Source organism: Devosia sp. 1635 (genome assembly GCF_013185955.1).
Classification (GTDB): domain Bacteria; phylum Pseudomonadota; class Alphaproteobacteria; order Rhizobiales; family Devosiaceae; genus Devosia.
Window position 1 is genome coordinate 396610 of the sequence record NZ_JABAOM010000005.1, and the last position, 19424, is coordinate 416033.

At 62.9% G+C, this 19424-nt stretch carries 17 protein-coding genes and 1 pseudogene; 9 read left to right on the forward strand and 9 right to left on the reverse strand.

Annotated elements, in window-relative coordinates:
• Positions 1-37 precede the first annotated feature (37 nt).
• Entirely contained in the window at positions 38-745 is a 708-nt protein-coding gene (gene pdeM, locus HRU92_RS18140; RefSeq protein WP_172122462.1) for a ligase-associated DNA damage response endonuclease PdeM, read from the forward strand.
• Between the two features lies 1 nt (position 746).
• On the opposite strand, the gene HRU92_RS18145 is transcribed toward pdeM, so the two are convergent.
• From HRU92_RS18145 to HRU92_RS18155, 3 genes are all read right to left on the reverse strand, one after another.
• On the reverse strand, positions 747-1508 hold the full coding sequence (locus HRU92_RS18145) for a TIGR02186 family protein (RefSeq protein WP_172122463.1): 762 nt from the start codon (positions 1506-1508) through the stop codon (positions 747-749).
• The gene (locus HRU92_RS18150; RefSeq protein WP_127752052.1) at positions 1505-2431 is read right to left on the reverse strand and encodes a sulfite exporter TauE/SafE family protein; all 927 of its coding nucleotides are present in this window, start codon (positions 2429-2431) and stop codon (positions 1505-1507) included. The genes HRU92_RS18145 and HRU92_RS18150 overlap by 4 nt, the downstream gene beginning before the upstream one ends.
• Before the next feature lie 141 nt (positions 2432-2572).
• Positions 2573-6163: a peptidoglycan-binding protein gene (locus HRU92_RS18155; RefSeq protein ID WP_173088824.1), complete on the reverse strand. Its 3591-nt coding sequence runs from the start codon at positions 6161-6163 to the stop codon at positions 2573-2575.
• Between the two features lie 183 nt (positions 6164-6346).
• On the opposite strand from HRU92_RS18155, the gene HRU92_RS18160 reads away from it, so the two are divergent.
• Positions 6347-7018, forward strand: a complete 672-nt coding sequence (locus HRU92_RS18160; protein ID WP_127752054.1) for a response regulator transcription factor — start codon at positions 6347-6349, stop codon at positions 7016-7018.
• Between the two features lie 7 nt (positions 7019-7025).
• On the opposite strand, the gene HRU92_RS18165 is transcribed toward HRU92_RS18160, so the two are convergent.
• The gene (locus HRU92_RS18165) at positions 7026-8648 is read right to left on the reverse strand and encodes a PAS-domain containing protein (protein WP_127752055.1); all 1623 of its coding nucleotides are present in this window, start codon (positions 8646-8648) and stop codon (positions 7026-7028) included.
• A gap of 131 nt (positions 8649-8779) precedes the next feature.
• On the opposite strand from HRU92_RS18165, the gene mscL reads away from it, so the two are divergent.
• The gene (mscL, locus tag HRU92_RS18170) at positions 8780-9223 is read left to right on the forward strand and encodes a large conductance mechanosensitive channel protein MscL (RefSeq protein WP_173088872.1); all 444 of its coding nucleotides are present in this window, start codon (positions 8780-8782) and stop codon (positions 9221-9223) included.
• Positions 9224-9450: 227 nt separating this feature from the next.
• Positions 9451-10086: a LuxR C-terminal-related transcriptional regulator gene (locus HRU92_RS18175; RefSeq protein ID WP_172122466.1), complete on the forward strand. Its 636-nt coding sequence runs from the start codon at positions 9451-9453 to the stop codon at positions 10084-10086.
• Positions 10087-10251: 165 nt separating this feature from the next.
• On the opposite strand, the gene HRU92_RS18180 is transcribed toward HRU92_RS18175, so the two are convergent.
• The 3 genes from HRU92_RS18180 to hemA all read right to left on the reverse strand — a co-directional run bounded on the left by HRU92_RS18180 (position 10252) and on the right by hemA (position 13114).
• Entirely contained in the window at positions 10252-10812 is a 561-nt protein-coding gene (locus HRU92_RS18180; protein ID WP_173088826.1) for a lipocalin family protein, read from the reverse strand.
• Between the two features lie 133 nt (positions 10813-10945).
• Positions 10946-11716: an NAD(P)-binding domain-containing protein gene (locus HRU92_RS18185; protein ID WP_282567571.1), complete on the reverse strand. Its 771-nt coding sequence runs from the start codon at positions 11714-11716 to the stop codon at positions 10946-10948.
• A 117-nt stretch (positions 11717-11833) separates the two neighbouring features.
• Positions 11834-13114 (reverse strand): 5-aminolevulinate synthase, encoded by a 1281-nt coding sequence (gene hemA / locus HRU92_RS18190; protein WP_127752059.1) that lies wholly within the window; start codon positions 13112-13114, stop codon positions 11834-11836.
• Positions 13115-13458: 344 nt separating this feature from the next.
• Between hemA and HRU92_RS18195 the strand changes: the two genes are divergently transcribed.
• The 3 genes from HRU92_RS18195 to HRU92_RS18205 all read left to right on the forward strand — a co-directional run bounded on the left by HRU92_RS18195 (position 13459) and on the right by HRU92_RS18205 (position 16294).
• Positions 13459-14787, forward strand: a complete 1329-nt coding sequence (locus HRU92_RS18195) for a hypothetical protein (RefSeq protein WP_173088828.1) — start codon at positions 13459-13461, stop codon at positions 14785-14787.
• A complete protein-coding gene (locus HRU92_RS18200; protein WP_173088830.1) occupies positions 14780-15550 on the forward strand; it encodes an SDR family oxidoreductase in 771 nt (256 codons plus the stop codon). Before HRU92_RS18195 ends, HRU92_RS18200 begins: the two co-directional genes overlap by 8 nt.
• A gap of 78 nt (positions 15551-15628) precedes the next feature.
• The gene (locus HRU92_RS18205; RefSeq protein ID WP_172122470.1) at positions 15629-16294 is read left to right on the forward strand and encodes an OmpA family protein; all 666 of its coding nucleotides are present in this window, start codon (positions 15629-15631) and stop codon (positions 16292-16294) included.
• A gap of 43 nt (positions 16295-16337) precedes the next feature.
• Here HRU92_RS18205 and HRU92_RS18210 read toward each other — a convergent pair whose 3' ends face one another.
• A complete protein-coding gene (locus tag HRU92_RS18210; RefSeq protein ID WP_127752063.1) occupies positions 16338-16637 on the reverse strand; it encodes a hypothetical protein in 300 nt (99 codons plus the stop codon).
• Positions 16638-16784: 147 nt separating this feature from the next.
• Between HRU92_RS18210 and HRU92_RS18215 the strand changes: the two genes are divergently transcribed.
• Positions 16785-17174 carry a PRC-barrel domain-containing protein gene (locus tag HRU92_RS18215; protein ID WP_172122471.1) on the forward strand — a complete coding sequence of 130 codons (390 nt, stop codon included), beginning with the start codon at positions 16785-16787 and terminating at the stop codon, positions 17172-17174.
• Positions 17175-17294: 120 nt separating this feature from the next.
• On the opposite strand, the pseudogene HRU92_RS20665 reads toward HRU92_RS18215, so the two are convergent.
• A pseudogene (locus HRU92_RS20665) lies at positions 17295-17402 on the reverse strand (DUF2934 domain-containing protein); the annotation flags it as partial.
• Positions 17403-17714: 312 nt separating this feature from the next.
• Between HRU92_RS20665 and HRU92_RS18225 the strand changes: the two are divergent.
• On the forward strand, positions 17715-19397 hold the full coding sequence (locus tag HRU92_RS18225) for an ABC transporter transmembrane domain-containing protein (protein ID WP_248307220.1): 1683 nt from the start codon (positions 17715-17717) through the stop codon (positions 19395-19397).
• Positions 19398-19424: the final 27 nt, after the last annotated feature.

The following is a 19424-nucleotide window of genomic DNA, read 5'->3' on the forward strand; positions in this document are numbered from 1 at the left end:
GGCCCGGAGAGTTGCGCTCCAAGGGCAAGGACAAGCTTTGAGCCAAGTCTTATCTACAGCCGAGATCACGGAGACCCCGGTCTTGCGCTTTGCCGGACACTTGTTTGAGCCGCTCCCTTCGGGCGCCCTGTATTGGCACGCCCAAGGGACGCTTTTGGTCGCTGACCTGCATCTGGAAAAACTCAGCTCCTATGCCCGCCATGGCCAGATGCTGCCGCCCTATGACACGGGGGTCACGCTCGCCAAGTTGGAACGGGACCTGCGCCGCACGGGCGCGACCCGCCTTATTGCCCTGGGCGACAGCTTCCACCGCGACGAAGGCTCGCGCACCCTCAACGACGGCGATCGTGCTCGGCTCGATGGCATGACCGACATGGCCGAATGGCTCTGGCTTTCCGGCAACCACGATCCCGCGCCCCACGCTCTGGGCGGGCGCTGCCTGCCCCATCTCGATCTGGCGGGCCTGCACCTGACGCACGAGCCACGTCGCGACCGGCCTGGCCTCATTGCGGGCCATCTGCATCCCGGCGCTCATCTCCATATGGCCGGTCGCACCACGCGTCGGCCCTGTTTCGTGCACGACAACCGGCTGCTGATCCTGCCGGCCTATGGCGCAGCCACGGGATCGCTCAATATCCTCTCGCCCGCCTTTGTCGGCCTCTTCCATTGGCCAGCGCTCGAAGTCACCATGCTGGGCAAGCACCGGCTTTATCCGGTCAGCCCCAGGCGCCTGGTGCGCGGCTAAGCTAGCGCCGGAAGATCACCCCACCCGCCCAGCCGGTGAACAGAGCCAGCACGACGCAGATCAGCCCGTAAGCCAGCGGGTATTGCTTGGAGGTGATCGCCAGAAACCGCTCGAACCCGATCTTGCGCACGGCAAAGCCCTCGGATTTGCGGGCGATCACCTCGCCATTCTGGAACACATAAGTGAGCGCCAGATAAGGGCCGGGCGGCGCATTGCTGGGGAGGGTCAGGCGCGCCGAATAAAAGTTCTCGGTGGGAAAGTTGATGGCGTTCTCATCCACCCCAAACAAGCCCTGCTCGGTCATCAGGCGCACCAATTCGCGCCCGAACACCGCTGTCTTCCACCAGCCGGCATCATTGGGCGTGAGCGTATAGGCTTCGGGTAGGATCTTTTCGGCCGTCAGCGTCGTCAGATTGGTGATGTCACGCAGCCGCCCGCTCGAAAGCACATGGAAGTAGCTGGGGAAGTTGGGAAACACCACCTGGTCGGTGTTGAGCCAGATCCCCAGATTATGCGTTTTCTGCCGCGCCACCCGGTTCTGGGTCGGCCCGACCACCACCACCACCACATGGAACGGCCCAGGCACCGTCAACTGGCTCGAGCCCACATCAGGCGCGATGGTGCCAAAAAACGTCATCCGCTCACCCGAAAAGCTTGAGGTGATATCCACCGTATCGCTGGAGAGCTGGGACACCAGCCGCGCGCCCTGCGCCGGCATGGCGAGAAGCAAAGCGGCGACGAGCCAGAGCACCAGTCGGATCATTGCAGTGACCCAATCACGGCCATGCTGAACGGATCGGCCGGAGTCAGCACCAACGACAAGCCAAATCGGATCGCCACCGCCAGCACCAAAAGCGCCAGCAGTCCCCGCAACTGCTCGCCGCGCAACTGCTTGCCGGCCGAAGCGCCGAACTGCGCCCCCACCACGCCCCCCACCATCAGGCAGAAGGCGAGGAGAATATCGACGCTCTGGCTCTGCACGGCATGCAGCACCGTCGTCACCGACATCATCGCCACCACCTGCAGCGAGGACGTCCCGATCACCACATTGCCCGGCACTCGCAGCAGATAAACCAGCGCCGGCACCATGATGAAGCCGCCGCCAATACCGAGTAGCGAGCCGACAAAGCCGATAAACAGCCCGATCACCAGCACCGGCAGCACGCTGATATAAAGGCGCGACTTCTTGAACCGCACGCGCCAGGGCAGGCCGTGCATCCAATTATGTTGGTTGGCCTGCCGCTCCCGCACCACCACGCCCGACCGCCGCCGCAGGATGGCGCGGCTAGATTCGATCAGCATCATGATCCCGATCGAGCCAAGCAGCACCAGAAAGCCCAGCGAGATCACGAGGTCCAGCTGCCCCGCCGCGCTCAAGAACGAGAACATCGCTACGCCCGCAAAGGCGCCGAGCACGCTCGACAAGATGAGATACATCGCCAGATGCAAATCGATCCCGCCCCGTCGATAATGACTGAGGGCTCCCGAGGTGGACGCGGCCACCACCTGGCCGGTTACCGAGGCCACGGCAACAGGCGCCGGCACGCCCGAAAAGATGAGGAGCGGGGTGAGGAGAAATCCGCCGCCCACGCCGAACATGCCCGACAGAAAGCCGACCGCCCCTCCGATCCCCACGAGAAAGAAGAGGTTCATGGAAAGTTCGGCGATCGGCAGATAAACCTGCAAGATCCAAATCCATCCAGGGCGGCCGCCCGCTGGCAGGCCTGCCAAAAAACGCGGCAGGGTCCCGGCAGTGTTTTGCACCCCCGGAACCCGCAATGCTTGATGGGCTTACGTGCCCATCCCGCTCGTGTCAAACGGCTCGGGTCAGGCCGGCTGGCTACCCAGCACCGCGAGCAGCCGCGGATTGATGGCGCCGCTTTCGCTCATGCCCGTGCCGCGCTCGAAGGCCTTGATGGCTTCGGCTGTCTTGGGGCCGGCCATCCCGTCGGGCGTGCCCACATCAAAGCCGAGTTTCGCCAGCGCCTGCTGCACCTTGGCCACAACATCGGTCTTGGTGATGGTTTCGCCCGCTTCGAAGTTGGCCAGCCAGGTCCCGATCGGAGCATAGTTCGCCGCCAGATCGATGGGCTGGGCCCGCCAAGCCGCAATCTCGTCACCCACGGTCTGGACGGCGTCGGCCGTCAAAGACTTGGCCACGTCATCGCGCGCTTTGGTCGCATCCGCATCGCCACTGCGCGCCGCCAGCGAGAACCACTTGAACGACTGCTCGAGATTCTGCTCGACGCCCAGGCCACGGGCATAAAGCATGCCGAGATTGAACTGGCTGTCGGTCATTCCGAGCATTGCCGCTTTTTCGAACCATTCGGCGGCTAGCTCGAACTGCTGCTCGCCCATTTGCCCGCCAGCATAAAGCGCCGCCAGATTGTGCATGGCCATGCGATTGCCGGCCTCTGCGCCGCGCTGATACCAGAGCTTGGCGACTTCGAGGTCCTTGTCGACGCCGTTGCCGGCCTCATAAAGATTGCCCAGCCGATACTGCGCCGGGCCAAAACCCTGCGCTGCCGAGCGCTCATACCAGATGGCAGCTTCGGCATAGTCCTGGGCAATTGCCTGGCCTTCGGTGTAGATCGCAGCCACTTCGAACTGGGCCTTGGCATCGCCATCGGCAGCCGCCTGGCGCAACTCGATCGGACCGATCGCCTCGGGTGGCAAGCCAAAGCTCTGCACCGGCGCGCTGGTATCGGGAGTGCTTCCCGTCACCAGCCCGGCCGGCTCGCCTGCGGCAGGATCAAGCGGCAGGTAAGCCATGGCTGCCGCAACGGCGTCTTCGGTCAGGGCCTCGGGCAGGGCGGCAGCGTCGCTCGACTTGCTGAAGCTGGTCGTGGCCGCGGGGTTGATGGAGCCCGTGGCGGTGTCGTCGATCATGTCGATCACGCGCGGACCGGTGGAAACGTCGATCCCGTCCTCTGCGGGCGCAGGCTCGCCCGTAGGTGGAACTGCAGGCTCGGCCACGGGCTCTTCCGGAGTGCTTTGCACCATGGCCGCGGCGGCAGGCGGCGCTGCCTCTTCCATGCGCTGCATCACCAGGTTGAGCGCCAGCATCGATACGGCTGCCAGTGTGGCGGCCAGTAGAATGGGGCGGCGATGACGCAGCAGGAAGCTTTGCCGCGCCGGCTCGGCTTCGGAACCGTCCGCATCAAGATCAAGCACGGGCTCTGGTGCGGGATCCGCTGCAAGGCGCGTCTTGCGCTCCTTCTTGGGCTTTTCGCGCTTGATTGGATTTTCGGCTACCGCAACCTCATCGGGTGCAGCTTTGGTGTCGGGCGCAAGTGCTGTCTCATCGGTAGCAGCGGGCCGGACGCGGGCAAGTGCCCGGCCAATCAGCGAGCCGCCAGCAGCAATGCCGGTGGGCTGTTCCACCTTGGCCCGCTGGGCGCGGCGAGCGGCCGCCACAAACGTGCTGGTGCTGCTCTGGCTGGGGGTCGCCTGCACCGACGGGGCTGCCGGTTGGGGCGCCGGGGGCGCTTCAAACGGATCCACCGTGTCGCTGCCAAAGCTTGACTGGGGCCGCGGTGGCGGCTCCACCGTGCTTGGGTCAAAGCTGGGGCGTGCATCAGCCATTGCCGCCGTGGCGCCAGGCTGGGGCGGGCGGCCGACTGGCCGGGTGATCGGTCCGAAATCCTTGAAGCCCGGATCAAGCAGTGGCGCTTCATCGGCGGGATTGGCCGGCATGGAGTCGCCCTTGGATTGGGCAAGTGCGGTCAGCATGGCTTCGAGCCCCGCCATTTCCGCGGCAGCCTTGGTGGGCTTGCTGGCTTCCCGCGCCGGAGTGGCCGTGGCGTCGATCTGGACGGCTTCCCGCTCCCGCAAGGTGGCTTCAAGCCGCGCCAAGCGTTCGGCCGTGTCCTTGCCGGCGGTGTTGAACAAGGCCGTCATGCGCCCTTCAAGGGCCGAAAGATTCTCCTCGCTCAAGCCTGGGCCGGCTGTGGGAGCAACGCCGGCCACAGCCTGCGAGGTCTTTTCTGCCACCAGATTGGCGAGGGCCTCGATATCGGGTTCGCGTCCTGCCCGCTTGATCAGACCCCCGATACGGTCCTCAATGCTCTTGAGGCTTTCAGGGCCAAACATGGCCACTGGTGCCGGAGCCTTGCGGGTCACCGCATCGCTGGTGCGCTCAGCAACCAGGTTCGCCAGCGCCTCCAGATCGGGCGCATCGGCTTCCTTGGCCGAGTAAAGGCTCGCCAGGCTATTAAGCTGGGCGCCGGTCTCGTCCATGCGCTCCATCAACAGCTTGAGCTGGTTCTCGACCTGCGAATTGTCCGGTACCGGGGCGGGGTTGGCAGCAAGGTCGGTCAGCACTTCGAGCTGGCTCTCGATGCGTGTAAAGCGCGGCTCCATGCCGGCAATCACCGCCTGGCGCAGCGTCGAGATATCATCCTTGAGCCCATCGATATCGTCGTTGCGCGCATCAAACGCCCCAATCCGGGCCGCAAGGGCATCAACCTTGGCGACGAGCTTGCCGGGCTGAGCTTCCCGCTCCTTGATTGCCTTGGTGAAGGCGGCCATTTCGGCGGTCAGCCGTTCAAAGTCGCCCGATCCCAGCGCCACGTTCTTTTCGATCGCGTCGATGCGGTCATAAACATTGCGGACGCTGTTTTCGATCGCGTCCATCGTGGGCGCCAGCGCTTCCACGCCGGCGGGCCGGGGTTGCTGCGCGCGTCGATCCTCGCGCACAATTTCCCGCTCCATCTGCTCGGCCTGCAACTGGGCAAGCTTGCCCACCGTAGCCGACACATCGTCGAGCCTGGTGTTGATGGCGGAAAGATCAACCTGGGGCGCTTCCCCGATCAGGCGCGCCAGGCTCCCGATCTGGGCTTCGAGCCGCTTGACCTGCCCGGTTTCGCCGACGGCGCCAGCCAGCAGTTCCACTACATGGGTGAGTTGTTCGACCTGGCTGGCAACTTCGCGCACATTGCCATGGCCGTCGCGCTGCGCTTTGAGTTCGCCTTCCAGCCGCGCCAGCCGGTTTGATAGACCGCCCACCAGCCCGCTCAGTTCGCGGAATTCAGGCATGTCATTGGCTTGTCGGCGCAGGGCTGCTGCGGGCGCCGACATCTGCCGGCCGCGAATCTCGGCGATAGCCAGCGTCAGCGCATCGGTAGCCTCGGCGGCCTGGTCGTCCTCACGATCGGTGAAGCGATCAACGGCCCGCTTGACGGTCTTGAGCGCCTCGCTGCGGCGGATCGCCGGCTGAGGTACTTCCACTTGGCCACGCAGGCTCCGTACGCGTTCGGCCAATCCGTCGAGGGCGGGATCGGCCTGCTCTGCTTGCACATAGCGGCCTTCCACCTGATCGAGCAGGGCCACCAGTTCTCCGCGCAGCGCCTGCCACTCGCCCGGTTTGGATGGCGATGCTGTCTCGGCCGGTACGGATTTGGAAGAGGCGCGGGCCATTGGTGTCCCCTGATGGGTGTCGGCGGAGCCCTCGCGATGCAACACGAAGGTAGGGACCCTCATTTGCCGAAAACATGGTAAACATCCCGTTAAGCATTGTTGCATTTTGCCGATGCTGGCGAGCTCTGGTGCGGCTAAGTGCCGGTGAGTGCTTGCCGGCAAGCTCCAGGAGGACCACCATTCATGACGCGCCGCCGCATCATCATTGTTGATGACCACCCGCTTTTTCGCGCCGCATTGCGACAGACGCTGTCCGGGGGAGATGCCACGGTCAGCGTCGAGGAAGCGGGTGACCTTGCCAGCCTCAGCGCCGCGCTCGATGCCGATCGGGATTGCGACCTCGTGCTTCTTGACCTCAACATGCCCGGTGTTCGCGGTTTTTCCGGCCTGCTGCTGTTGCGGGCGCAATATCCCGAGATTCCCGTGATGATCATTTCCGCCGTGGAAGACGCGGTGGTCGTGCGCCGCGCCTTTGAGCTGGGGGCCGCGGGCTATCTGCACAAGTCGGTGGGCCCCACGGAAATCCGCCGCGCCATCGAAACCGTCTTGTCGGGCGAAGTGTTCGTGCCGGAAGGGGTAAGCCTTGGAGTGGAGGACGCCAACTCCGCCCTGATGCGGCGCCTCGCGACCCTCACACCCCAGCAGGTGCGCGTGTTGATGATGCTCAGCGACGGGCTGATGAACAAGCAGATCGCCTATGAACTCTCCATTTCCGAAGCCACGGTGAAGGCCCATGTTTCGGCCATCCTGCAAAAGCTGGACGTGGACAGCCGCACCCAGGCGGTGATCGCCGCGTCGCGGATCGAGGACGGCCAGTTCGAAGCCTTGTTCGCCACTGGCGCAGAAAAGGCCTAAGCAGCGCTCAGCCGGTGCGTTTGACGGGCCGGCCGGTCTGGCTGGCGAGTCCCGTGATCGCCGCGCGCAAGGCCGCGGGCTTGACCGGCTTGGTAACGACGGCCACGCCGCGCTCCTCGGCCAGCGTGCGCACTGCCGGGCTCCGGTCGGCAGTTACCAGCGCCGCCGGCAGGTGCCCGCCCAGATTGTGGCGCAGCCACTCGATGGCATCGAGCCCCGAAGTCTGGTCCAGATGGTAATCCATCAGCACCAGGTCGGGATACCACCCTTCCAGCAGCCGCTCCCGGTCGATCTGCTTGAGCGACAAGGCCGAGCGCACATCGCAGCCCCAATGGGTGAGCAGGCCCTCCATCGCCTCAAGGATCGAGCGCTCGTTGTCGACGCATAGCACTTTGAGGTTGAGCACGCCAAAGGCGGGTTCCGCCGGCGCCAGGTCATTGCCCTTGGCCGGCGTCACTGCCCTTGCGGTGGGCAAAAACAGCGAAAAGCGCGAGCCGCGCCCGATCTGGCTATCCAGCTCCAGCGTCAAGCCCATGGCCGCCACCAGCCTCTGCACGATTGATAATCCCAGCCCCAACCCCTGCGCCATGCGCGCGCCGCGTTCCAGCCGCGAGAACTCGGCAAACACCAGCCGGTGCTGATCCCGGGCAAAGCCGATCCCGGTATCCACCACATCGAGCCGCATTCTTTGCCCCCGCCGCCGCAACCCCACCAGCACCTTGCCGCCCGGCGGGGTATATTTGATCGCGTTGGAAACGAGGTTCTGCACAATGCGCCCCACCAGCGTGCGATCCACCAGCACCGCGCTCTTGGTGGGCAGGATACGCAGCGAAATCGAGCGCTCCCGCGCCATCGGCCCGAACTCGACCTCGAGCCGCTTGAGCAGATCATTGCCGTTCACCGGCATGGGCGCTGGCCGCAGCACGCCGCTATCGATCCGTGAAATATCGAGCAGCGCCCCCATGATGTCTTCCACCGCCGTCAGCGATGCCTCGATCGAGTTGGCGAGATCGGCCAGCCCGGTCAGCTTGGCGCGCTCCATCAGCGTGGCGGTATAAAGCCGCGCCGCATTGAGCGGCTGCAACAGATCGTGGCTCGCGGCGGCCAGGAACCGCGTCTTGTCGTGATTGGCCGCATCCGCTTTGGCGCGGGCAATTTCGAGTTCGGCATTGACCCGCGTCAGCGCCGCCGTGCGCTCCTCCACCCGGGCTTCCAGCGACTGGTTCATGCGCTCGAGCGAACCTTCGGTGTCCTCGCGCGCCGTCACATCGGCCACGCTGATCACGAGACCCCCATCGGGCAGGCGGCTCGACTGGAACTCCAGCATCTGCCCGCCGATCCCGGTGCGCTGGCTCACCGTCGTGGGTGCTGCCGTCAATGCATTGATGCGCTCGATGGCGAGGCGCGCGGCGTCCCCCGGCCCGAAATCCCCCCGATCACCCTGCCAGATCGCGAGGTCGAACAATGGCGTGCCCGGTCGCATCAACTCCTCGGGCAGCATCAAAAGCGTGCTGTAGCGCTGGTTGGAAAACACCAGCCGCAACGCATTGTTGAACACCGCAATGCCCTGGGGCACGAAATCCAGCGCCTGTCTGAGGCTCGCTTCAGCGGTGAAAAGGCTCGATTGCATCTGAAAATCCTGGTGACCGGCTGGACTATCGACCTCCGCGGTCTGCCTCGCAAGCTCAACTCTTGGCCCATTGCTTTGCCCGGCTGCTTGGAGGATGAATGATGCGCTCGATCAGCCAAGAGGATACTCAAATGCTCAAGGAATTTCGCGAATTCGCTATGCGGGGTAATATGATCGATCTCGCCGTCGGTGTGATCATCGGCGCCGCTTTCGGGGCTATTGTCTCGTCTATAGTTGATGACATCTTTATGCCGATCATCGGATTGTTGATCGGCGGCATCGATTTCTCCAATTTGTTTATTGTTCTTTCCAATCCCGACGGCGTTCCTGTTCCCTCAATTGAAGCTGCCCGCGCCGCTGGAGTTGCAACCCTCAATATCGGCCTCTTCATCAATGCCGTGGTCAAGTTCCTCATCATCGCTTTCGCGCTGTTTCTCGTGGTCAAGGTGATCAACCGCCTCAAGCGGGAGGAGGCTACCGACCCCGGCCCGGCCGAGCCGACCCGGCAAGAAGTTCTGCTCACCGAAATCCGAGACGCGCTGCGGCAAAGCCCGGTCCAGCCGACGGAAAAATAGGAATAAAAACCATTGACTTGACCTAATCTAGGCCGATATACCTATATTGGCCTAGGTAGTTCCTCCTACGTGTTCCCCTTATCGGACTGCATCTACACTTAGTTCAAATTACCCGGGTGATGACCGAGCAGCATCTTCAGTCAAGGCCAAAGTTCAGGCTAAGATTAAGTCGCCCTCAGGTCGGAGAGCATCGATCGTGCGACGCAGCCTATCAAGGACGAGGCAGGATGAGCGAACACCCTTATTACCATTCCTTTTTGAACCGTGACCGACTGATCCATATTGTTGATGCCGACCCGGCCGTGTGCGAAGCACTAAGCGTGCTGTTCCGGCTGGAAGGTTTTCAAACAACTTTCTCGCTGGACGCCACCCATTTCGCCGCCGCCATGGAGCGTCGGCGTCCTGATGCCGTGGTGCTCAATTTCGAACTCGGCGACCAAAGCGGCCTGGGCCTGCTGCAGCGCATCAAGGCGGCACGCCACAGCACGCCGGTGTTCATGCTCGCCCAAACCTCGCAGGTCGATGCCATTGTCACGGCAATGAAGCTTGGCGCCTCCGATGTGGTCACCAAGCCCATCAACAGCGATTATCTGCTTAGTGCCGTGCGGGCGGCCATGCGCCACGAAGCTCATCTTGGCGGCGGCCAGCAGTCGGGCCGCCCGGTGGAAGTGCGCGGCTTTTCCCAGCTGACGCCGCGCGAGCGCGAAGTGCTGCAGCTGATTTCCAATGGCCGCTCCAACAAGGAAGCCGGCCGCCAGCTCGGAATTTCGCCGCGCACCATCGAAGTGCATCGCGCTCGCGTGATGGAGAAGCTGGGCGCTCGCAACACGGCCGACCTCATGCGCATCGTGCTCACGAGCTAAGCTAGCAATTTTGCTTAAGGCGGCCCTTAAGGCGGAGCGTGACGTCCCGCTCCATGGCCGGGGCGTGGAGCGGACCACAATCCGCCTCGTGGGACATCCTATCCCCCGCCGGGCAATGGTGAGCGAACCCACCACGATGAGGGTTTTTGACGCCCCGGGGCGAACTTATTCGGCTGCGGGATCATAGCTTTGGGGTGGCTGAGCGGTGTCCGAAAGCTGCGCCAGGTCTACGCCGACCTCGCTTAAGGCTGCCTCAGCTTCCTTGCGCTCTTTCGCACTCAATTCGGGCTCGCGCGCCAGGATCCAGCCGGTATTGCCCTCTGGCGAATAAACCGCCGCCCAGGGATATTGCCCGCCGTCTTCCTCGCCAACTGCCGCCACGACATAGTTGACGCCTGGAGCGCCGCTATCTTCGCCAAACTCCACCGAGAACGTGTTGAAGTTGCCATTGACCACTTCAGCCGTACCAACCACGCCCTGCTCATCGCCTGAAGCACGATCGCAGCGGTTGATTACCTCGACGCTGGTTTCATCAAGCAGACTATAGGTGGCCGTCACCCCGCCCTCGCAGTCCTCCTGGTAGGGCGTGGGCGTGCGCGCAATCTCGTACCAAAGGCCGGTATAAGACTGCGGGTTGATTTCCAGCGCTGTTGTGGTGCCAGCTTCCTGGGCCGAGGCAGGAGCCGCTGCGATCAATGCTGCAACAAGGGCGATGGGCAAACGCATATCGTTCTCCATTTCTGCTGTTGCGGGGTCAACAGCAATGGAGAGCCGGGGTTCCGGTCCTGGCTTATTCGTGAGGGCACCAGCGCCATCAGCCTTTGCCACAATGGGGACCAGGCCTTCGTTGCGGCCCTGATCATGGAGCGTTGGCCTCCCGGTTGGCCGCAATGACTTGCGCATGGGTGGGGTTGGCGCCCAGCTTGGCAAATTGTTCCGGCAGCCGGTCGCGCTTGGCCGTTGCGGCACCCTGTTTGGCGGCCGCCAATGCGCGGATGGTCTCTTCTGCATTCCAGTCACAGCAATAAGCAGGGGTGGACGGCTGCTGCCGCCAGCTATCGTCAAGTGAGCCGGCATCGACCGGATCAAAGCCCACTTCGTCCACAATGCTCATGGCGATGCGCTTTTGGGCATCGTCGTCGCCGGCCACGGCTATCGCCAGCCTGTCGGGTGCCCCCCGTGGCCGACCCAGATCTTTCAATGAATCCGCCAGGATGTTGTTGAACGCCTTGATCACCGGCCGCCCAAGCTGTTGGGAAACCCAAACGCTTTCCGTCATGCCGTTGTCGATCGCCGCAATGTGAGGGTCACGCATGTCAGGATAGTAGTTGCCGGTGTCGATCACCGGCACCGAGGCAGGCACGCCCGCAATCTCTGCGGCAAGCTTGGTTACGGCCGGAAAGGGGACCGAAAGGATCACCACCTCAGCGTCGGCAACAGCCCCAGCTGCATCGGCGGCAATGGCGCCAATCTCGTCGGCGAATGCCTTCACCGCGTCCGCACCTTTTGAGTTTGCCACCCGAACCTCGTGGCCATTTTGGGCAAGCTTGCGCGCCAGCGTGCTGCCGATATGGCCAATGCCGATAATGCCGATTTTCATGATGGGTGCTCCAGCTCGAGGCCCCCTCACTTGGGGAGCGCTGCCGGCTGTCACAAGGACCCGCCTTGTAGTCGGCTTTAAACGACAATGCCCCGGCGCGGTCGCCGGGGCACGTTATCAAAGATTGCCTGGATACGCTTGGGCCCCTTAGCCGCCGCTGGTCGGCAGCGTTAGATTGCCCGAGGTTAGCTTGCTCGCCGTGATGGCGGCATCGGCCGGCTCGCGCGGTAGCTCGAGGCTTGTCCAGACGCTGACCAGCGCGTGGCGCAGTGCAAAGATCATCTCGTCGGTATGGAGCGGGGTCGGGGTGATCCGCAGCCGCTCGGTCCCTTTGGGGACGGTGGGGTAGTTGATGGGCTGGATATAGATATTATGTTTGTCGAGCAGCATGTCGCTGGCCGCCTTGCACTGGCGTGCATCGCCCACCATCACCGGCACGATATGGGTTTCGGTTTCCATCACCGGCAGGCCCGCATCGCTGAGCATTGCCTTGAGCAGCCGCGCCTGGCGCTGCTGCATGGCGCGCTCGGTCTGGGATGCCTTGAGGTGCTCGATGGATGCCCGCGCTGCGGCGCAAAGGGCTGGGGGCAGGGCGGTGGTGAAGATGAATTCGGGTGCATAGGAGCGCACCGCATCGATGATCGACTTGTTGGCGGCGATATAGCCACCCATCACGCCAAAGCCCTTGGCCAGGGTGCCCTCGATGATGTCGATCCGGTCCATCAGCCCGTCGCGCTCGGCAATGCCGCCGCCGCGCGCGCCATACATGCCGACGGCATGCACTTCATCGATATAGGTCAGCGCGCCGAATTCCTCGGCCAGATCGCAGATCGCCTCGATCGGCGCGATGTCGCCATCCATCGAATAAACCGACTCAAAGCAAATGAGCTTGGGGCGCTTGCGGTCGGTCGCGGCCAGCAATTCGCGCAAGTGAGCCACATCATTGTGCCGGAAGATGTGCTTTTGCATCCCCGACTGGCGCACGCCCTGGATCATCGAGGCATGGTTGAGCTGGTCCGAAAAGATCACGCAATCGGGCAGGAGCCGGGCAATGGTGGAGATCGCTGCTTCGTTGGACACAAAGCCCGAGGTAAAGACCAGCGCGCCTTCCTTGCGGTGCAGGTCGGCGAGCGAACGCTCAAGCTCGACCAGCGGCCGGTTGGTGCCCGAAATATTGCGCGTGCCGCCGGCGCCGACCCCGAGCCGACCCGCAGTTTCCTGCATGGCGCCGATCACGGCCTCATGCTGGCCCATGCCCAGATAGTCATTGGAGCACCAGATGGTGATTTCACGCGCATTGTCGGCTTCATCGCGAAAGATCGCCTTGGGAAAGCGTCCGGCAATCCGCTCCAGATCGGCAAACACTCGGTAGCGCTTTTCCGCTCGCAACGAGTCCACCGCATCTTCGAAGATTCCGCGATAGTCCATCCCACTGTCCTTCTGCATTGATGCCGGCAGGCCGATCCGCTGCTGCCCGATAGATTTAGGAGCACGCCGCGACCATGGGTATGAGCCAATTCGACGCGCACCCGACCGCTAACTCGTTCCAACGCCACGAGTCCGGGTGCCAAGATAAGACCTATTCTAAACTAAGCGCGGTCCATCTGCCAATGCACCAGCGCACTTTGCTTGACCAAATATGAGCTTGGTCCCCCAATAATCCCGACAACTTATCGGGGGTTAACTGCGCAACAGCAGTGCAGTTGAAGCCTGCCTTGCGAGCGTTTACAACAACAGCAACAGCACCCGAACGGGTATTGGGGGGAACAGGGGTGAGCGACTTTCCAGAAACGAGCGCCGCCGGCAAAGGCCCGGCAATGCTCGATTGGGCAGCGGCCGCGGTGCGCAAGGATCCGCAGGCGCTGTTCACCAATTTCCAGTGGTTCTTATACAACTCCAAGAACACTGTTTATTTCACGGCCTACTCGAAAACGGCGTTCACCAGGGAAAGCCTGGCCAACTTTGTTGCCGAAATGGTGTCTCTGGCACCCCAACTGACCCATGGCTTCAAGGGTGCCTTGCCCGGCCAGCCTTTTCCCCAGCACCTGTTGGACGCCATTACTTCGGTGATCGAGGTCGACAGCTTCGAAGGCTATCCCGACAAATGGCTGGGCAAGGGGCTCGACATTTTCGAGCGGCAGGACCTGCCGCTGTTTCGCGTTTATGCTGCCACGTTGCGCGGGGGCCCTGATGGGCAGGGCCATGCTTCCATGGTCCTGGTGCGATCGAGCCATGCGCTGCTGGAGGGACATGATTCGTCCCTGTTGACGCGTTCCCAATCCATTGCCCGCACCCCCGAAGCGGCCAAGCCAAAGCAGAAGCTGCCCTTCAAGCGCCGGATGGGTCTGGCCGTGGGTTCGGTGATGGGTGCCACGCTGCAGCTTTATTACGCCAACAAGAGCGATGTGCCGGTCAAGAACATCCAGTTCCGCTCATTGGCTATCACCCGTAGCCGCATCCGCGCCCTTGCCAACCGCATCGGCGTACGCCAGCGGGCGCTGATGTTCGGGCTGATCACCCAGGCCCTCAATGTCGCCGAAAAGGGTCCCGAGGCCAAGGTCATCACCGCCGCCTATACCATGCTGGACAACTCCGAGCGCAGCGAGGTCGATGACGACCAGTTCCGCGTCCGCGCCCTCATGGCCGGCTTTGCCGTAAAACCTGATTTCATCGACTATGTCCGTGGGATCGATGCGACCCTGAGTGAAATCGAAGCGCGCGATACAACGACCTACCAATTCATCCTGATGGGCATGTTCGCGCTGCATCGGCGCATTTCTCGCCTGCTGCCCTTTCTTTATGGCGACAAGTTCTTTCGCTTCAGCCGCACCACCGACGTGGTGCTGACCTTGGTGCCGCCGCACCGCATGTATGGCAACATGACTCGTGATCTGGTGGAGCCCGTTTATGTCGGCTCGTTCCACCCGAGCGCCAATCTCTGCACCTTTGTGCCCAATCGCCAATATATCACGCTGAACTTCGCCATGGAGCAGCGCTATATCGACCGGGTTGATGATATCGTGACGCTTCTCGAGACCACCGAGGTCCGCTCAATTCACCCGGCCCCAATTCCTGCAGAAAGCCATACCAGCCTTGACTGAATATAGCCGTTATCCAAGCCTAGCCGGCACTCCCGTCGTGATCTCTGGCGGTGCCTCGGGCATCGGCGAATGCCTCGTGCGCAGTTTTGCCGCCCAAGGCGCCAAAGTCGGCTTTGTCGACATTGCACAAACCGTCGGCGACAGCCTTGCTGCCGAACTCGTGGCGGCCGGCCATCAGGTGCGCTTCACCCCTTGCGACGTCACCGATACCGCTGCCTACCAAGCCGTCATTGCGGGCTTTGCCGAAGCCCATGGGGATGCCCTGGTGCTGGTCAACAACGCCGCCCATGATCAGCGTCACAACTGGAGCGAAGTGACCCCGCAATATTGGGACGATCGGATGGGGGTCAATCTCAAGCACAGCTTCTTTGCCATCCAGGCCGTCGCCCCCGGCATGCAGGCGGCGGGGCGCGGCTCGATCATCAACACCGGCTCGATCAGCTGGATGATCATGTCGCCCAACATTCCGGTCTACGAAACCGCCAAGGCCGCCACCCATGGCCTCACCCGCGCCATGGCGCGCGAATTGGGTAAGTCCGGCATCCGCGTCAATACCGTTGTGCCCGGCTGGGTGATGACCGAGCGCCAGCTCACCCACTGGATCGACCCGGCGGCCGAACAACTGATCGATGCCAGCCAGGCCCTTGCCGGCCGGGTGTATCCCGAAGACATCGCTCGCATGGTTTTGTTTCTCGCCAGCGAGGACAGCGCCATGATCTCGGCGCAACAATTCCTCGTCGATGGCGGCTGGGCCAACACCTGACAGCTTTCGTTCATTACCCGTTCACCATGATGACATAATCAGGGCGCACCGACGGCCAAATCCATCAGGGGTGACTCGATGAAGTCCAAGCTACTCGTTGCCGGCCTTGCCGCCCTGGCGCTCAGCGCCTGCTCCAGCATCAATCCATATACTGGCGAATCCCAGCTCTCCAACACCGCCGGCGGCGCCCTTCTGGGCACGGGCGGTGGCGCCATCACCGGCGCTCTTGTCGGCGCTGCCGTGGGCGGGGACCCACGCGTGGGCGCCCTGATCGGCGCCGGCGTGGGCGGTCTCGCCGGCGCTGCCATTGGCGATTACATGGACGACCAGGAAGCCGAACTGCGCGCCCAATTGCAGGGCACTGGCGTGTCGGTGACCCGCGTTGGCCAGCAGATCATCCTCAACATGCCTTCCAACATCACCTTCGCCACCGACCAGGCGAGCGTGCAGCCCCAGTTCAACCAGACCCTGGTTTCTGTCGCGCTGGTGCTCAAGAAGTTCGACCAGACCATCGTCGACGTCTATGGCCACACGGACTCGCAGGGTGACGACAACTACAATCTAAGCCTGTCGCAGCGCCGTGCCGTAGCGGTTGCCACCATCCTGGCCAATCAGGGCATCGACCAGCGGCGCTTCTTCATTGAAGGCAAGGGAGAAACCAGCCCGATCGCCTCCAACGCCACCGAATCCGGCCGCGCCCAGAACCGTCGCGTAGAGATCCAGATTTCCCCGATCAACCGCTGATCTGATAGGGCGGCGAGCGCGGCCAGCCGCGCTTGCCCCCATTCTATGGCGTTGGCGCCACGGGTTCCACCACCGGCTCGGACACTGGCGAGCCCGGCTGCACGTCGGTTCCAGGCGCCCCATTGAACAACTGCATCAGCAGCAGCATCGCAATCACCACGGCAAGCCCGATCAGCCCATAAAGCCACCAATTAGTGGGCCCAGTAGCGCCGACGCTCGCTTCGTCCCCCGCCGCGACTTTCAGCGCCGAGTCCTCCGGCACCACGATGGGCGAGCCATTCTCATCAATTAGCGTGTCCACTTCTGCCACGGTGCGCGTCGGCTTGTTGGGAACAGTCGCCATAGCTTTTCTCCCTTGATCCCGGGCGAGTTCGCCCTTGTCTGCAAGAAGCAATGCGGGGAAGCGGCGGCGGTTCCTCCATCCTTGCCCCTCGGAACGGGGCGATGCAGGAGACGTTGTACCTGCCAGCGGCAACAAGGGAGCAGGGTAATGGCTTATGAACAAGCTTCCGGGCAGGACGTCTATGTCAAGGAAACGCACGACCTGATCGGTTCAGACAAGGTCGAGGGCACCAAGGTGTTCGACCGATCCGGCGAGCATATTGGCTCGATCGAGCGGCTCATGCTTGAAAAGCGCAGCGGCAAGGTCAGCTATGCCGTGCTCAAATTCGGCGGCTTCCTCGGGATCGGCGACGAGCACTACCCACTGCCCTGGTCCAAGCTCGACTATGATGAAGCGCTGGGTGGCTATCGCGTGGATATCACGCGCGAGCAGCTCGAAGGGGCGCCCCGCTACGACCGCGACGATGACGCTTATTGGAGCGCCGACAACGGCTTGCGGCTTTACGAATATTACGCGGTGCCGCCCTACTGGATCTAAAAACGGCGGCCGGCATTCAATCGCCGGCGTCAAGCCTCAAGCCGCCTTTTTTGCCCGCGGCTTGGCCGTGCCCGTCTTTTTTACCGCTGGTGACTTGGATTTCGGTGCGGACATGGCTGCTCCCGCCAATTCCTCGGCTGCGGCAAACCAGAACCGCTGGTCCTGACCCTCTGGGCGGCCAGCCGCTTCCCAAAGTGCGTAAGCGCGGTCCTTGATCTGAGTGTGCATAGTTTGCTCCTTGCAAGATGCTGTCCGGGCAGACTGGCTAAGCAGGGTTAAAGCAAGGTGAACGCCACGCTCGTGCTCGAGGCGCGCTCCGTCTCCAGCAGGCAGTAGTTGCCCCGGCTTGACCCTCTCCCACGCCGCGCATCTCAATGTGCCGGGCCGTCCCGTGGCTCAGCAAGAGGTCGGCTCGGATCCATGTTCAAAAGCTGGTGGGTGCAAGGTGCAAGGGGAGGGGGCGGCAAAGCGGCCGTGGCCCGGCTACAGCCACTCCGTCACCTTTTGCCTTATCTCCTGCGCTACCGGGTTCGGCTTTGCTTGACGCTCACGTTCTTGGTGTTATCGACGTCGGCGTCCTTGTTCATCCCCCTGTTTTTCGGGCGTATGATCGACACCGGCTTTGTGGCAAGGGACCTAGGTACGGTGGGCCACCATGCCTGGATCATCGGACTATTCGGGGCTGCCGCCGCCCTTGCCAATGGCATTCGCTTTTATCACATAGCCTATATCGGCGAGCGCATCGTCGCCGATATCCGTTTGTCCGTGTTCGCCCACCTCCTGAGCCTCGATCCCGCCTTCTTCGATCGCCACCGCGTGGGTGATCTCGCATCTCGCCTTAATGGCGATGTGTCGACCATCAAGGCCGCAATCACCGCCACAGCGTCAACCGCGCTGCGGGCTCTGGTCACCATGGCCGGGGCGTTCCTGTTCATGCTGACAACCAATGTGTTCCTCACAGTCGCAGTGGTCCTGGCGGCGCCGTTAATCATGCTGCCGCTGCTGCTCATGGCGCGCCGCTTGCGCAGCATGTCTCGGCGCAGCCAGGACGCGCTAGCTGATCTTGCGGCCCGCTCCACCGAAGTGCTGAGTGCCACGCGCACGGTGAAATCCTTTACCCGCGAGCGTCAGGAGGTTGGCCGTTATCAGGCAATCGGGGAGGGCAGTTTTCGCTCCGAAATCGGACGGCTCAAGTCGCGCGCGCTGATGATGTCGCTGCTGATGCTGCTGTCGAGTACCGCGATGATCTTCGTGATCTGGTGGGGCGCCCAGGCGGTCTTCCATGGGCTGGCCAGCACAGGAGAACTGACTCAATTCCTGCTTTATGCCTGGATGGGGGCAGGGGCGCTCGCCACCCTATCGGAGGTGGCCGGGTCGCTCCATGTGGTCGCCGGTTCAACCGAGCGCGTTGTGGAAATCCTGAGCACCCCCGCAACAATCGCCACCCCCGCAGCGCCCGAGGCCTTGCCCGCAGAAGGCACGGGGGTCATCGCGTTCCGCAACGTCACTTTTCGCTTCCAGCGAGACGATCCGGAACCTGTGCTTGACCGCCTGAGCTTTGAGGCCAAGAGCGGCCAAACCATCGCCCTGGTGGGATCCTCCGGGGCGGGCAAGTCCACCATCTTTTCGCTCCTGCAGCGATTTTATGACGTCGAGATCGGCGCGATCCTCGTCGACGGCGTGGATGTGCGGCATGCGGACCTGCATCAACTGCGCCGCCGCATCGCGGTGGTGGAGCAAGAGCCCACGATCTTCTCCGGCACCGTCGAGGACAACATCCGCTTCGGCGACACGCAAGCCAGCCGGGATGCGGTGGTTGCTGCTTGCGAGATGGCGCTGGCGCACGAATTCATCGCCGCGATGCCGCTGGGCTATGACACCCCAGTTGGCGAGCGGGGCGTGACCTTATCAGGCGGGCAGCGCCAGCGCCTGGCCATCGCCCGCGCCGTGCTGAAAAACGCGCCGATCCTGCTGCTCGACGAAGCCACCAGCGCCCTCGACTCCAACAGTGAGCGGCTGGTGCAGACGGCCATTTCCCGGCTGCGCAGTGGGCGCACCACCCTGGTGATTGCTCACCGCCTCGCCACTATCCGCACAGCCGATACCATCCTGGTGATCAGCCGGGGCCGGATCGTCGACCAGGGCTCGCATGACGAACTGATGGGCCGCGATGGGCCATATGCCGACCTCGCCCGCCTGCAGTTCAGTTTGGCAGTTGCCTGAACCGCAGCCCTTCGGCGTGAGCCTCGC